Genomic DNA, 13,053 nt, shown 5'->3' on the forward strand with positions numbered 1-13,053 from the left:
CGATCAGCTGAAGGCCTGCTGCATCAGCGTGGCCTGCTCCTCGACGTGCCGGTTGTGCGAGCCGACCGACGGGGCCGACGACTCCGGGCGCGAGACCCGCAGCAGCGGAAGGCCGTCGAACTCGCCGCTGTAGTGCAGCGCGACGTGGGGCCACGGACCCTGGTTGGCCGGCTCGTCCTGGACCCAACGGACCTCGCGGGCGTTGACGAACTGGCCCACCGCCGCGTTGAGCTCGGACGTCGGACGCGGGTAGAGCTGCTCGAGGCGCACGATCGCGGTGCGGGACTGGCCCGGCTCCCGCTTCTCGCGCTCGGCGAACAGGTCCCAGGCGATCTTGCCGGAGCAGACCAGGACGCGCTCGACCTTGGACGCCTCGACCGAGTCGTCGCCGATCACCGGACGGAACTTGCCAGACGTGAAGTCCGCCGGCTGCGAGGCCGCGGCCTTGCTGCGCAGCATCGACTTCGGCGTGAAGACGATGAGCGGACGGTGCTGCGTCTGCAGGTTCTGACGACGCAGCAGGTGGAAGTACGACGCGGGGGTCGACGGCTGAGCGACCGTCATGGTGTCGTTGGCGCACAGCTCGAGGAACCGTTCGATGCGGGCCGACGTGTGGTCGGGACCCTGGCCCTCGTGGCCGTGCGGCAGGAGCAGCACGACGCCTGACTTCTGGCCCCACTTGCTCTCGCCCGCCGAGATGTACTCGTCGATGACCGACTGGGCGCCGTTGACGAAGTCGCCGAACTGCGCCTCCCAGATCGTGAGCGCCTCCGGCCGGGCGACCGAGTAGCCGTACTCGAAGCCCAGCGCGGCGTACTCGCTCAGCAGCGAGTCGTAGATGTAGAACGTCGCCTGGTCATCACCGACGTTGGCGAGCGGGGTCCACTCGTTGGCGTTGGTGCGGTCGATGATCGTGGCGAACCGCGACGAGAACGTGCCGCGCCGCGAGTCCTGGCCGGCGAGGCGTACGGGCCGCCCGTCGAGCAGCAGCGAGCCGAGCGCCAGGATCTCTCCGGTGCCCCAGTCGATCGGGCCGGCGCTGATCGACTGCGCGCGACGTTGCAGCTGCGGCAGGACCTTCGGGTGGACCGTGAAGCCCTCGGGCACGTTGGTGTAGGAGTCCGCGATCGCCTTCATGGTCTCGGGCGTGATCGCGGTCAGCAGCTCACCGGCGTGCTCGGGCTTGTCGGGGTAGTCCGGGGTGCGCATGTAACCGGGATCGGTCGCGCTCTCCTTGACCTCGGCGAAGTTGCGCTCGAGCTGGGCCTGGTAGTCGCTCAGCGCGGCCTCGGCCTCCTCGAGCGTGATGTCGCCACGACCGACGAGCGCCTCGGTGTAGAGCTTGCGCACCGACTTCTTGGCGTTGATCGTGTCGTACATCAGCGGCTGGGTGAAGCTCGGGTCGTCGCCCTCGTTGTGACCGCGGCGGCGGTAGCAGACCAGGTCGATGACGATGTCCTTGTGGAACGTCCGGCGGTACTCGTAGGCCAGGTGCGCCACGCGGATGCAGGCCTCGGGGTCGTCGCCGTTGACGTGGAACACCGGCGCCTGGATCATGCGCGCGACATCCGTGCAGTACATCGATGAGCGTGACGACGACGGTGCCGTCGTGAAGCCCACCTGGTTGTTGACGATCAGGTGGATCGTGCCGCCCGTGCGGTAGCCGCGCAACTGCGAGAGGTTGAGCGTCTCGGCAACGACTCCCTGCCCGGCGAACGCGGCATCGCCGTGCACGAGGACGGGGAGGACGGGGTACTCGGCACCGCGGTTGAGCCGGTCCTGCTTGGCGCGGGCGATGCCCTCGAGCACGGGATCGACGACCTCGAGGTGCGACGGGTTTGCCGCGACCGAGACCTTGATCTTGTCGCCGTTGCCGGAGGTGAACTCACCCTCGACGCCGAGGTGGTACTTGACGTCGCCGGAGCCCTGGACCGTACGCGGGTCGATGTTGCCCTCGAACTCGCGGAACACCGAGCCGGCGTGCTTGCCGGCGATGTTGACCAGCACGTTGAGGCGACCACGGTGGGCCATGCCGATGCAGACCTCGTCGAGCTGGTCTGCCGCTGCGGCCTCGCAGATCTCGTCGAGCACGGGGACCGTGGTCTCGCCGCCCTCGAGGCTGAACCGCTTCTGGCCGACGAACTTGGTCTGCAGGAACGTCTCGAAGGCCTCGGCCTGGTTGAGCTTCTGCAGGATGCGCAGCTGCTCCTCGCGGGGCGGCTTGGTGTGCGGGCGCTCGATGCGCTCCTGGAACCAGGCGCGCTCCTCGGGATCCTGGATGTGCATGTACTCCAGGCCGATCGTCCGGGCGTAGGAGTCGCGCAGGACGCCGAGGATCTCGCGCAGCTTCATGAAGCGCTTGTCGGTCTTGAACGATCCGGTGGCGAACTCGCGGTCGAGGTCCCACAGGGTCAGGCCGTGCGACGCCGTGTCGAGGTCGGCGTGGCTCCGGGCCCGGTTGTCGAGCGGGTTGGTGTCGGCCATGAGGTGACCGCGCACGCGGAACGCGTGGATCAGCTCGAGGACGCGAGCCTGCTTGTGCACCTCGTCGTCGTGACTGACGGCGATGTCCTGGGCCCAGCGGATCGGCTCGTAGGGGATCTTGAGGGCGCGGAAGATCTCGTCGTAGAAGTCCTCCTCGCCGAGCAGCAGGGCGTGGATCTTCTTGAGGAACTCGCCGGACTGCGCGCCCTGGATGACGCGGTGGTCGTATGTCGAGGTCAGCGTCATCATCTTGGAGATCGCCATCTGGGCGAGCGTGTGCTCGCTGGCGCCCTGGAACTCCGGCGGGTACTCCATGGAACCGACGCCGACGATGACGCCCTGGCCCTGCATGAGGCGCGGGATCGAGTGGTTGGTGCCGATGCCGCCGGGGTTGGTCAGGCTGACCGTGGTGCCCTGGAAGTCGGTGACCTCGAGCTTGCCGTCGCGGGCCTTGCGGACCATCGACTCGTACGCCGCCCAGAACTCGGCGAAGCCCATCGTCTCGGCGGCCTTGATCGAGGGAACCAGGAGCGTACGCGAGCCGTCCGGCTTCTTGAGGTCGATCGCGAGGCCGAAGTTGACGTGCTCGGGCTTGAGCTGGTTGGGCTTGCCGTTGACGACCTCGAAGCCGGTGTTCATCTCGGGCATCGTCTTGAGCGCCTTGACGATCGCCCAGCCGATGAGGTGCGTGAACGACACCTTGCCGCCTCGTGCGCGGGCGAGGTGGTTGTTGATCACGATGCGGTTGTCGAACAGCAGCTTGACCGGCACCGAGCGCACGCTCGTCGCGGTCGGGACGGCCAGGCTGGCGTCCATGTTGGCGACCGTGCGGGCAGCGGCTCCGCGCAGCACGACGTTCTCGACCTCGCCGGGACCCGCCTTGGGGGCGTCAGCGGCCTTGCCGTTGGGCGTCGCGGCCGCAGCGACAGGACTGGTGGGGGCATCGACCGCGGGCGCCACGGGGGTTGGCGGATCGACGTGCACGGGTGACGCAACCTGGCTCTGGGCCGGGGTGACGGTCACGGGCTGGGTCTTGGGTGCCGGAGGCGTTGACGACGTCGGAGCGGTCGGTGCCGGGCTGGGCGCCTCGGTCCTGGCCTCGGCGGCGGGCTGCTCGGCAGGCTTGGTCGCCGCAGGTGCCTGCGTCGTCGGGCTGCTCGCCGCGCCGTTGGGGGACGTTCCGTTGCCGGAGCCGTTGGCCATCGCCGCACCCTCGCCGGTCTGGAAGAACGTCACCCAGGTGGCGTCGACCGAGCTGGGGTCCTGGCGGAATCGCTCGTACATCTCTTCGACGAGCCACTGGTTGGTGCCGAAATCAGGGGTTGAATGGTCTTGTGAGGACTCGGCCACAGCCTCGATCGCCTCTTCCGAATTGTGTGCTGGCGCATTTGCGAAAACTACCCTCAACAGGGTAACGCGACGCTCCATTCGCCCGCAGGCAGGTTCGCGCTGGAATTGCCGCGATCTTCACGCTGGGATGCGCAGACGTGGCAGACATCACGTCCGACAGGTACGTCGCGCGGATCACGCCGAGATGACCACCTCGGGTTCGCGATCGACGAAGCGGCCGAACGCGGCCGCCTCGGCGTCGAGAGCCCGGCGCATCGGGCCGGTGAGTCGTGGGGCACGGTCGACCGTGATCTTGACCGTCTTTGCCGTGATGGCACGCGTCCACCGCCCGCTCAACCGACCGTCGATCATCAGCAAGCCGCTGCCGCGCATGACGTCGTCGACCGAGCCGTCGAAGCCGTCGTAGTCCACGGGATCTCGTGCGTAGGAGATGTACTCGTCGAAGTTGGACAGCAGCATGACCCGCGGCACCTCGGCCTCGACCGGCTCGTCGAGCGTCCAGTAGGCCTGGCCGTCGAGGTCGAGCGGTCGCAGCTCGGCCAGCTCGATGGCACGTCTGCTGTCCGTCAAGGTCACGCTGGTCCACCACGCCAGGTCCTTGTCGCGGAACGGCCCGTGGCCCTGCGCATAGCGCCGCGCGCCTTCCGCGAGGAGCTCGTCGTGGGTGCGGTCGACGGTGGCGGGAGGCAGCGCGACATAGGTGTGCTGCTTGCCCCTCATGGGGCCGTTGGCGGCGAGCAGGCTGATCTCGGCGTTCATCATCTGGTGAACCAGGAACGTCCCCGCGGCCTGCAGGCCGGCCCCCTCGAGCGCCTCGGCGAGCTCGGCCCGGGTGTGCGGTGCACCATCGGCAAGTGCGGCGACGATGACCTCGGAGCCTCGATCGATGAGCTCCATGCTGAGACCCATCGCGGACCAGCTCGACGTCATGAGCTGCCGGATCCGGGGCGCGGTCAGCATCATGAGCCAGTGCAGGTCGGCCGGGTCGACGAAGTGCCAGGTCGGCCGCAGGATGTGGGTGCGGAGGAAGTCACCGCGGCCGAACGCGGCTTGGGCGTCAGCAAGCGTCAGCCCCGTCGTGCGCCGGGCGACGGCCCACAGCGCCATGTCGTGCAGCTGCGACTGGACGCAGCCCAGATGTCGTACGACGTCGATGGCGGTCTCGAACCGAGGCGACCCCAGCCCCTGGGCGTGGAGTCGGCCGGGAACGGTTGGCTTCACGGATCCAGCATGTCGTACGACGCGGACGTTTTCGCGCGCACGCGTACGCCGGTTAGGGCGTCTCCATCGCGACATCCAGCGTGATGTCGACGTTGTTGGCCAGCGCCTTGCTGACCGGACACGCGATCTTCGCTGCCTCCGCGGCCTCGATGAATCCTGCCTCGTCGATGCCCTCGGCCTCGCCGCGCACCGTGAGCACGACGGTGCTGATCGTCAGGCCCTTCTCGGGGTGGATCTCGACCGTGACATCGGCCTTGACCTCCATCGTGAGAGGTGTCGCACCGCGCTTGTTCAAGGCGCCGGCGAGCGACATGGCGTAGCACGCGGAGTGCGCCGCTCCGATGAGCTCTTCGGGGTTCGTGGCACCACCACCGTCATCGGACGCGCGCTTGGGGAAGGAGACCTCGAACGTACCGAGGCCCGAGCTCGTCAGCTCGACCTGTCCGGAACCGTCCTGCAGGCCGCCGTCCCAGGCCGTGCGGGCTGTGCGTGTGGGCATCGTGAACCTCTTCCGTCTCGGGTGTCCTGATGACGCTACTGCGGCAAGTCGCGCGCGGAAAGGTCGCGCAGGCCAGGGGAGTGAAACATTCCCGGCGTCCCGCGGCATGTTCGTGATGTCATGTTCGAGCCGACCGGAGGTCCACCACCCCATGATCGAGATCACCACGTGAAGTCCGATGCCGAGCTGTTGGCGTCGTCGGGCCACGACCCGCAGGCGTTCCGCCAGCTGTACGACCGCTACGCCGAGGCGATCCACGCCTTCTTCCTGCGCCGTACGTCTGACCGTGAGGCCGCCCTGGACCTCACCGCCGAGACGTTCGCCCAGGTGTGGACGTCCCGGCACCGATTCGTCGACCAGAAGGACGGGTCTGCCGGGCCATGGCTGTTCGGCGTCGCCCGCAACGTCCTGTCCCGCTCGGCACGCGAGCGCCGGATGATCAACGAGGCCAGCGAGGCCCTGCGGATCACCAAGGGCCGCTCGTCCGCCACCCCTGACACCTCGTGGATCGACGGCATGGACGCCGATCTGGAAGCTGCCCTCGCGACCCTGCCCGATGCCCAACGCATCGCGGTCGAGCTTCGCGTCCTGTCCGACCGTCCGTACGACGAGGTCGCCGAGGCCCTGGACTGCACGCCGACCGCGGCCCGCATCCGCGTGTCACGCGGCCTCGCCCGCATGCGGACCTCCCTCCAGCCCGCCTCCACCCCGAAGGAATCCTCATGAGCGCCACGACCCACACAGACCTCAGCCGCATCGGCGACGAGCTGGAGCAGGCCGTCGCCGCCCAGATCGCCGGATCCATCGTGGTGCGGCGCCGCCGCAAGCAGCGGTCCCGGACCACGATCGCGGCGTTCGCGACCGTCGGGGTCATCGCCATCGGCGGTGGGGCCGCGGCGGCGGTCAACCTCCTCTCGTCGGACACCGTCGAGCAGGGCATGCCGGGCAGCAGCGTGATCTTCATCGACACCGATCCCACGTGCACCAAGAAGAGCGACATCGAGTTCGACTGCACGCTCGCGAAGGCGCCGAGCAAGGAGATCCTCGCGGACTACAAGGGCACCAAGGAGACGTTCAACGACGCTGACGACAACATCGCGGGCGGCTGCATCGGCCAGGACTCGGCCGGCCTGCACTGGACGTGCTACGCGGGCGAGAAGGCCGTGGAGATGGACATCATCGGCCCGGACCTCCTGGGCCAGCACACCAATGGTCCGGCAGCGGGCTGAAAAAGATCGTCCCGGGTTGTCGAATCGCCCCGCGTCCGTTCGACGTACGGGTGAAGGCGCCGACAGTCGGCGTCCACGACAACCCGGGAGACGATCATGGGATCCATCACCTCAAGCCTCTTCATCTCGCTCGACGGCGTCATCGAGTCGCCCGAGACCTGGCACTTCGACTACTTCGACGACGAGATGGGCGCGGCGGTCGGCGCGCTGATGAGCAACGCCGACGCGACGCTGTTCGGGCGGCAGACGTACGAGGAGATGGCGAGCTACTGGCCGGCCGCGGACCCGAGCGATCCGTTCACGGCGCAGATGAACGGTGCACGCAAGTACGTCGTGTCGACCACGTTGACCCAGGCGACCTGGGAGAACTCGTCGGTCATCAACGGTGACGTGGCGGCCGAGCTGACCGCCCTCAAGCAGGACACGAATCTGGGTACGACCGGCAGCGCCACGCTCGTCCGCTGGATGCTCGAGCAGGGGCTGGTCGACGAGCTGCACCTGCTGGTGCATCCCGTCGTGGTCGGTGGCGGCAAGAAGCTGTTCGCCGATGGTGCCAAGGTTCCGCTCCGGCTCGCCTCTGCCACTCCATTCATGTCAGGCGTGCTGCACCTGGTCTACACGCCGGCGGCCTGACGCGGTCAGATGCCGAGCAGCTCCCGGGACACATCCCAGAGCCGCTCGGCATTGGCCGCGTCCAGCGCATACGGCGCGACGCCGGTCATGTCGTTGGTGGGCCGGTCGACGACGACTGCCTCCTGGTTGTTGACGAAGTAGCGACCGCCGATGCCCTCGAGCAGTGGGCTCGTCGCCAGCAGGACCGACGTCGACGCACCCTGCTCGGTCGTCTTGCGTTGGTCCGGTGGCGTCTGCGAGCCGCCGATGTGACGCTGGAGGTTGGTCGCGATCGCGCCGGGCATCAGCGAGTTCGCGGTGATGCCGTCGGAGGCCCAACGCTTCGTCGCCTCGACCGCGAACAGCACGTTGGCGGTCTTGGACTGTCCGTACGCGGCCCATGGGTCGTACGGCATGAACCGGAAGAACAGGTCGTCGAAGATCACCGGCGAGCGGAAGTGGGCGCTCGAGCTGACCGAGACGATGCGGGCGTGGCCGGCCGCCGCGAGCGCGTCGTGCAGGCCGGCGGCGAGCTTGAAATGGCCGAGGTGGTTGGTCGCGAACTGCAGCTCCCAGCCCTGGGGGGTGTACGTCTCGGGGGTCGCCATGACGCCGGCRTTGTTGATCAGGATGTCGAGCGGGCCGTCCCACTCGGCGACGAATGCGGCGACGCTGTCGAGGTCGGTCAGCTCCAGCCTTCGTGCGTCGACCGTGCCGCGGGTCGTCGTGGCGCGGATCTCCGCGGCGACCTGACCACCCACCTTGACGTCACGCACCGCGAGCGTCACGTGCGCGCCCGCGCCGGCCAGGGCACGGGCCGTCTCGATGCCGATGCCGGACGCGCCGCCCGTCACGACGGCGCGCTTGCCGTGCAGGTCGATGCCGGCAACCACCTCAACGGCGGTCGCGTTGATGTCGAAGGGCGTCGTGATGCGATCCATGCCCTCCAGCATGCGGGATCAGCTCACATGGGGGTATTCGGCCGCACGCTTTTGGAATGCCAGGATGTCGGGGTTCTGGATGACGCCGTCGCGGATCTCGATCGCGCGCCTCAGGGTCTCGTCGGCGTCCCACGAATCCGGGCCGGCGAGGACCTTCGGCACGTACGGCAGGAGTGCCTGGCTGATCTCCCAGGTCGCCGAGTTCCAGAGGTACGACGGGCTGTGGTCGACTGCGTAGTAGGTCACGCCGTTGCCGACCGTGAACGTCGGCTCGTCGAACGACGTCGGCTTGGCCCACTCGAATCCCATGCCCTCGTCGCACGAGACGTCGACGACGAGCGTTCCGGAGTCGAGTGTCGGCAGGTCGTCGTTCGTCAGGAAGGTCATGGGGGAGTTGGGGTTCTGCAGGACGCAGTTGACGATGACATCGTGCTCGGCGAGCAGGGCCGGCATCGGGACCCACGCCTCGTCGACGAACGCCCGGCTCTCGGCGGGCGACGCGGCAGGGTCGAAGTGCACGATGCGGGCCGAGTGGATCGGTGCGCTGACGGCGGCGACGCCGCGCTGGGTGAAGATGTCGACGTCGTGGATGCCGTGGGCGCTCAGCGCGGTGACCGCGCCACGGGCCGTCGCGCCGAATCCGATGACCGCTGCGCTGAGCCGGCGGCCATAGTTGCCCGTGAGCCCGCCGATCTCCATCGCGTGCAGCACCGAGCAGTAGCCGGCGAGCTCGTTGTTCTTGTGGAAGACGTGCAGCAGGAAGTTGCCGTCACCGCTCCAGTGGTTCATGACCTCCCACGCGACGAGGGTCAGCTTGCGGTCGATCGCGGCCTGGGTGAGCGCGCGGTCTTGCACGCAGTGCGGCCATCCCCACAGGGTCTGCCCCTCACGCATGCCCAGCAGGTCCGACGGCTGGGGCTTGGTCAGCAGGATGACGTCGCAGCGCTCGATCAGCTCGGCGCGGGTCAGGATGCCTCCGACATACGGCCTCAGCTCGTCGTCGGACCAGCCGAAGTCCCCGCCATAGCCCTCCTCGAGGAACACGTGCGGGCGCAGCGCGTCGGTCAGTCTCTCGAGGTGCCTGGGGTGGATCGGCAGACGCCGCTCGTTCTCCTTGGCGGTGTGGGCGATGACTCCGAGGTCGAGCTGGTCCATGCGGACTCCAGACGAGTGGTCGCGCACCGGACCTGCTGCCCCGTGGCCTCGACTGTTCGCAGACTACAGCGGAGGCGCGACCCCTCGACCGTCGCGGAGTCCGTTGCGACCGTGCGGTCCGCGGGTCAGGCCGACCAGCGACGCAGGGTGACCTTCGCGTTCCGCAGGGCCATGACTTCTGCTCGCAGATATCGGCGGTGCCCACCCATGGTCCGGACCACCGTGAGGTTTCCCGAGTTGGCCCACTCGCAGACGGTCTTCGTGTGCACGTCGAAGATCGCGGCGACCTCCGCAGGCCTCATCAGGACGTCGGGTTCGTTGACGACTTTCATCTCAGTCCACCTCCGTGCGGTGGTGAGGTGCCGGGTGTGAGTCGTGCCTGAAGGTTGCGATAGCCATGAATAGCTCCCCTGGTTGCTGGTTCGGAGGTTGAAGTGCCGGTCCCGGGCCGCCGGTCCACGGCGGCCTGTGTCGGGATACCAGAAGAATGCATCCGTCCGGGGCGACTCGCCCGTCGAACGCTAGATCCTGTGGAGGTCCGCAAAACATTGGAACGACGGGCTGCGGTAGTCCGCAACGGCTGCGGCTCCCCGTCGTCGGCGGCGATCGCGCGGTCGTTCTCGACGGCCTATGGCGTGCGGCGTAGGGGGATCCGGCGGCGAGCCGGGGCGTTGGCGCCCGCGAGCGTCGCCACGAGCTGGGCCCGGGTGTGGACGCCGAGCGAGCGGTAGATGTGTGTCAGCCGCAGCTCGACCGTGCGGACCGACACGAAGAGCTCTTGGGCGATCTCGCGGTTGCGCAGACCCTGCACGACCAGCAGCGCGACGTCCCGCTCGTCCTGGTTGAGCTGCTCGAGCATCCGGGCGCCGTCGCTCGGTGCCGGTGTGGGCGCACCCACAAACAGCAGCTCGTTCGTGCGCGCCGCCCAGGCTTCGGCTCCGGCAGCTTCGAACGCCGCGACGGCGGCCATGGCTGTGCGCCGGCTCTCGACCGTCATCCCGAGCTCCTCCTGACGAATGGCCAGGCACCTCAGAGTTCTGCCGAGCTCGTACGGCAGCTCGTCGCGGCCGAACTCCTTCACCGCAGATTCGAGCAGCTCGAGTGACGGGCGGCCGACCTCGACGAGCGCGCGGCAACGCATCAGAGCCAGGTCGCCCCACCTCGATCGGTGCGAGGACAAGCGCCGCTCAAGAGCCGCCATGGTCGCAGCAGCCTCCTGGACGCGACCCGTCATGACGCACACCTCGGTGTAGTCGGCCCAATGGCGCAGCAACGTCGGGTTGCGGAACCAGGTCGAGGCGGCGCTGACCTGACGCAGGTCCATGACGGCCGCCTCCGCGTCACCGGTCAGGAGATGCAGGGCGCCGCGCAGTCCGATCGCGCGTCCGCGAACCGCTTGGCTGGCCTCGCGCGACGCCAGCTTGAGACACTTGTCGATGAGCTCATCTGCCTCGTCGGCCCGGCCGAGCGAGTAGGCGTACCACGCCTGCAGATAAGCGAAAGCGGACGTGCCGCGGGTGAGCGAGGGGGCCCGGCCGTCCCAGGAGTCCACCGCCGCGCGGGCCAACCGGAACTCGGCGGCGTTGATCTCGTTGCGGATCGATCCGTATGTCGCAAGGTCGTGTCGGAGCCCGTTGCGGCTCGCCGGATGGTTCATCACGACGGTGAAGAGGTGCCTGGCCTCCGAGTAGGCCTCGCGCACGGTCATGGCCCGGGCTCGCAGCAGCAACAGATCGGGATCTGCGGCGATGGAGTCGTCGAGCCCCGCGTCAGGAGGTGTGGCGATGATCGAGGTGCCCTCCAACCCGTCGATGATGTCTCGCATGGCCAGGAGCTTGAGCCGCGTGGGCTCCGACACGTCGTCGGCGAGGAGCAGTCCTTGATTGATCAGGCCGCGGGCCTCGTCGGTCTCCCAGCGCTCCGAACGGAACGCGGCACCGAGGCACAGCATGGAGCACGCACCCTCGGGGTTGGCGTCGGCGTGCAGGTTCGCGATCGTCGACAGCTCGTCGTCGACCAGGTGCTTCTTCTTGAACAGCTGGGCCATGAGCCGGATGTTGAGGATGTCCATCAGCTGCTGAGGTGCCGTCGTCGCCACCCTGGCGCGGGCGCTGTAGCGGTCGGCCAGCAGGAGGTGGCCATCTCTCAGCAGGTGGTTGCACAGCCGGATGAGCGCCCCAGCGTGGTCCTGGATGTGCTCGGCTCGGCTCAGGGCTCGCTCGGCGAACTCCACGGCGGCAATGATGCGCGCTTCGTCGACCAGCGAGACGGCGGCGCCCAGGAGCTGGTCGACGCTCTGTGGCCCGCGGGCTGTGGAGCTGTGGTGCCACGTCGCAAGCCGCTGATCGTGCGGCTCGCATGCCTTCGCCAGGGTGGCGTGGTGCTCCCTGCGTGACTTGGATCCCTGGTCCCAGTAGAGGCGGCTGCGCAGCCGTTGGTCGGTGAACGTGGCGTACGGCCCCCGGCGCTTGAGCAGCCCGGCGTCGATCAGGTCCTCGATGTCGTCCGCGGCGTCGGGCACGACCCTGCCGAGCGCGGCGAGGTGCGCGAGCGGAGCAAGGGCAGCCAGCTGGAGGATCCCACGCGCTGTGGGAGTGAGAGCGTCGATGGTCCTGGCCGTGACCTGCTCGATCGTGGCGGTGGGGCGCGGCGGCAGGGCGACCGGGGCTGCGCCGTGCAGCTGGTCGTCCTGCAATTGGGCGACTTGTTCTGAGAAGACTCGGAGGTTCCCGCCGGCGTACGTGGCGAGTGTCCGCAACGTCGACGCGTCGAGGTCGCGGTCCCTGGCGGCGATCTCGACGATGTCGTCGGCCGTCAGAGGGAGCAGCCGGGTGGGGGTGAATCCGGGCACGGCATCTGCTGACTCGACGTCGGTGGCGGTCGCCACGAGCCACAGGGACGTGCCGGCGAGATGGGACGCGATCATGCCGAGGATGGTTCGGCTAGCGCCGTCCATCCGGTCGAGGTCGTCGATGAGGGCCACTGTCGGGGGAAGACCGAGACCGCGGATCAGGGCCAGCAGGTCGTAACCGGCAGCGAAGAGTGCTTCCGGCTCCTCGGAACGGAGCGAGAAGTGGCGATGGGCCTCAGAGGCCGGTTCCTGCGTTAGCGCGGCGAACAAGGATGCGAATCCGGCGAGCGGGAAACGCCACTCGGCCGGATGGACCCGGACGAGGACGGTCGGGGTGGTCGGCACGGCGTGGGCGGAGGCCAGCAGGTGGCTCTTGCCGCTGCCGTGCTCGCCGAGAAGCAGCAGGGCGCTCTCGTCGGCGGACTGAGGAACGGCGGCTAGTGCCGCGTAAGCGTCAGCTCGACTGATTGACTCCATCCGTCGTCGCTCCTCAAACCGGGGTCCTGTGGCATCAATCCCCCGGCTGTCGCTGGCACGTGCGCGTCGATGGATGGGTGCATCGCTCTCCTCTTCCTGGCCCGCTGCGGTCGTGCCTCGACCGATCCTTGCGATCTCCTCTATCACTACACACATATGAGACGCGGTACACGCGTTTCATGACGTCACTTGCTGCGATTCGAACAAAAATTCCGAATTTTCGGGTTTGCGGGC

The 13,053-nt window shown here is 68.2% G+C and carries 10 protein-coding genes; 3 read left to right on the plus strand and 7 right to left on the minus strand.

The features are described from left to right. Positions 1-3: 3 nt before the first annotated feature. The 3 genes from AC1DVU_RS07570 to AC1DVU_RS07580 form a co-directional block, all read right to left on the minus strand. Positions 4-3,834, minus strand: coding sequence for a multifunctional oxoglutarate decarboxylase/oxoglutarate dehydrogenase thiamine pyrophosphate-binding subunit/dihydrolipoyllysine-residue succinyltransferase subunit (locus tag AC1DVU_RS07570; protein WP_476921825.1), 3,831 nt, complete (start codon positions 3,832-3,834; stop codon positions 4-6). 174 nt (positions 3,835-4,008) lie between these two features. Then, a complete protein-coding gene (locus AC1DVU_RS07575; protein WP_476921826.1) occupies positions 4,009-5,055 on the minus strand; it encodes a winged helix DNA-binding domain-containing protein in 1,047 nt (348 codons plus the stop codon). 52 nt (positions 5,056-5,107) lie between these two features. Continuing rightward, positions 5,108-5,554, minus strand: a complete 447-nt coding sequence (locus AC1DVU_RS07580) for an OsmC family peroxiredoxin (protein WP_476921827.1) — start codon at positions 5,552-5,554, stop codon at positions 5,108-5,110. Between the two features lie 168 nt (positions 5,555-5,722). Here AC1DVU_RS07580 and AC1DVU_RS07585 point away from each other — a divergent pair, with 168 nt between their 5' ends. The 3 genes from AC1DVU_RS07585 (at position 5,723) to AC1DVU_RS07595 (ending at position 7,416) form a co-directional block, all read left to right on the plus strand. Beyond that, positions 5,723-6,280, plus strand: a complete 558-nt coding sequence (locus tag AC1DVU_RS07585; RefSeq protein WP_476921828.1) for an RNA polymerase sigma factor — start codon at positions 5,723-5,725, stop codon at positions 6,278-6,280. Beyond that, complete coding sequence (locus tag AC1DVU_RS07590) at positions 6,277-6,783, plus strand: hypothetical protein (RefSeq protein WP_476921829.1); 507 nt, start codon at positions 6,277-6,279, stop codon at positions 6,781-6,783. Before AC1DVU_RS07585 ends, AC1DVU_RS07590 begins: the two co-directional genes overlap by 4 nt. 96 nt (positions 6,784-6,879) lie before the next feature. Further along, positions 6,880-7,416, plus strand: coding sequence for a dihydrofolate reductase family protein (locus AC1DVU_RS07595; RefSeq protein ID WP_476921830.1), 537 nt, complete (start codon positions 6,880-6,882; stop codon positions 7,414-7,416). 5 nt (positions 7,417-7,421) lie between these two features. Here the strand turns inward: AC1DVU_RS07595 and AC1DVU_RS07600 are convergent, their stop codons facing one another. The 4 genes from AC1DVU_RS07600 to AC1DVU_RS07615 all read right to left on the minus strand — a co-directional run bounded on the left by AC1DVU_RS07600 (position 7,422) and on the right by AC1DVU_RS07615 (position 12,819). Then, positions 7,422-8,336, minus strand: coding sequence for an SDR family NAD(P)-dependent oxidoreductase (locus AC1DVU_RS07600; RefSeq protein ID WP_476921831.1), 915 nt, complete (start codon positions 8,334-8,336; stop codon positions 7,422-7,424). An 18-nt stretch (positions 8,337-8,354) separates the two neighbouring features. Further along, entirely contained in the window at positions 8,355-9,491 is a 1,137-nt protein-coding gene (locus tag AC1DVU_RS07605) for a N(5)-(carboxyethyl)ornithine synthase (RefSeq protein ID WP_476921832.1), read from the minus strand. A 125-nt stretch (positions 9,492-9,616) separates the two neighbouring features. Further along, complete coding sequence (locus tag AC1DVU_RS07610) at positions 9,617-9,823, minus strand: helix-turn-helix domain-containing protein (RefSeq protein ID WP_476921833.1); 207 nt, start codon at positions 9,821-9,823, stop codon at positions 9,617-9,619. Between the two features lie 296 nt (positions 9,824-10,119). Beyond that, positions 10,120-12,819: a helix-turn-helix transcriptional regulator gene (locus AC1DVU_RS07615; protein WP_476921834.1), complete on the minus strand. Its 2,700-nt coding sequence runs from the start codon at positions 12,817-12,819 to the stop codon at positions 10,120-10,122. Between the last annotated feature and the right edge of the window lie 234 nt (positions 12,820-13,053).

This window comes from Aeromicrobium sp. P2_G6 (assembly GCF_056403535.1).

Bases quoted from the DNA above. Each gene is read 5' to 3' on its own strand.
- AC1DVU_RS07610 (WP_476921833.1), bottom strand. From the start codon at position 9,823: ATGAAAGTCGTCAACGAACCCGACGTCCTGATGAGGCCTGCGGAGGTC.
- AC1DVU_RS07580 (WP_476921827.1), bottom strand. From the start codon at position 5,554: ATGCCCACACGCACAGCCCGCACGGCCTGGGACGGCGGCCTGCAGGAC.
- AC1DVU_RS07590 (WP_476921829.1), top strand. From the start codon at position 6,277: ATGAGCGCCACGACCCACACAGACCTCAGCCGCATCGGCGACGAGCTG.
- AC1DVU_RS07615 (WP_476921834.1), bottom strand. From the start codon at position 12,819: ATGGAGTCAATCAGTCGAGCTGACGCTTACGCGGCACTAGCCGCCGTT.
- AC1DVU_RS07595 (WP_476921830.1), top strand. From the start codon at position 6,880: ATGGGATCCATCACCTCAAGCCTCTTCATCTCGCTCGACGGCGTCATC.
- AC1DVU_RS07605 (WP_476921832.1), bottom strand. From the start codon at position 9,491: ATGGACCAGCTCGACCTCGGAGTCATCGCCCACACCGCCAAGGAGAAC.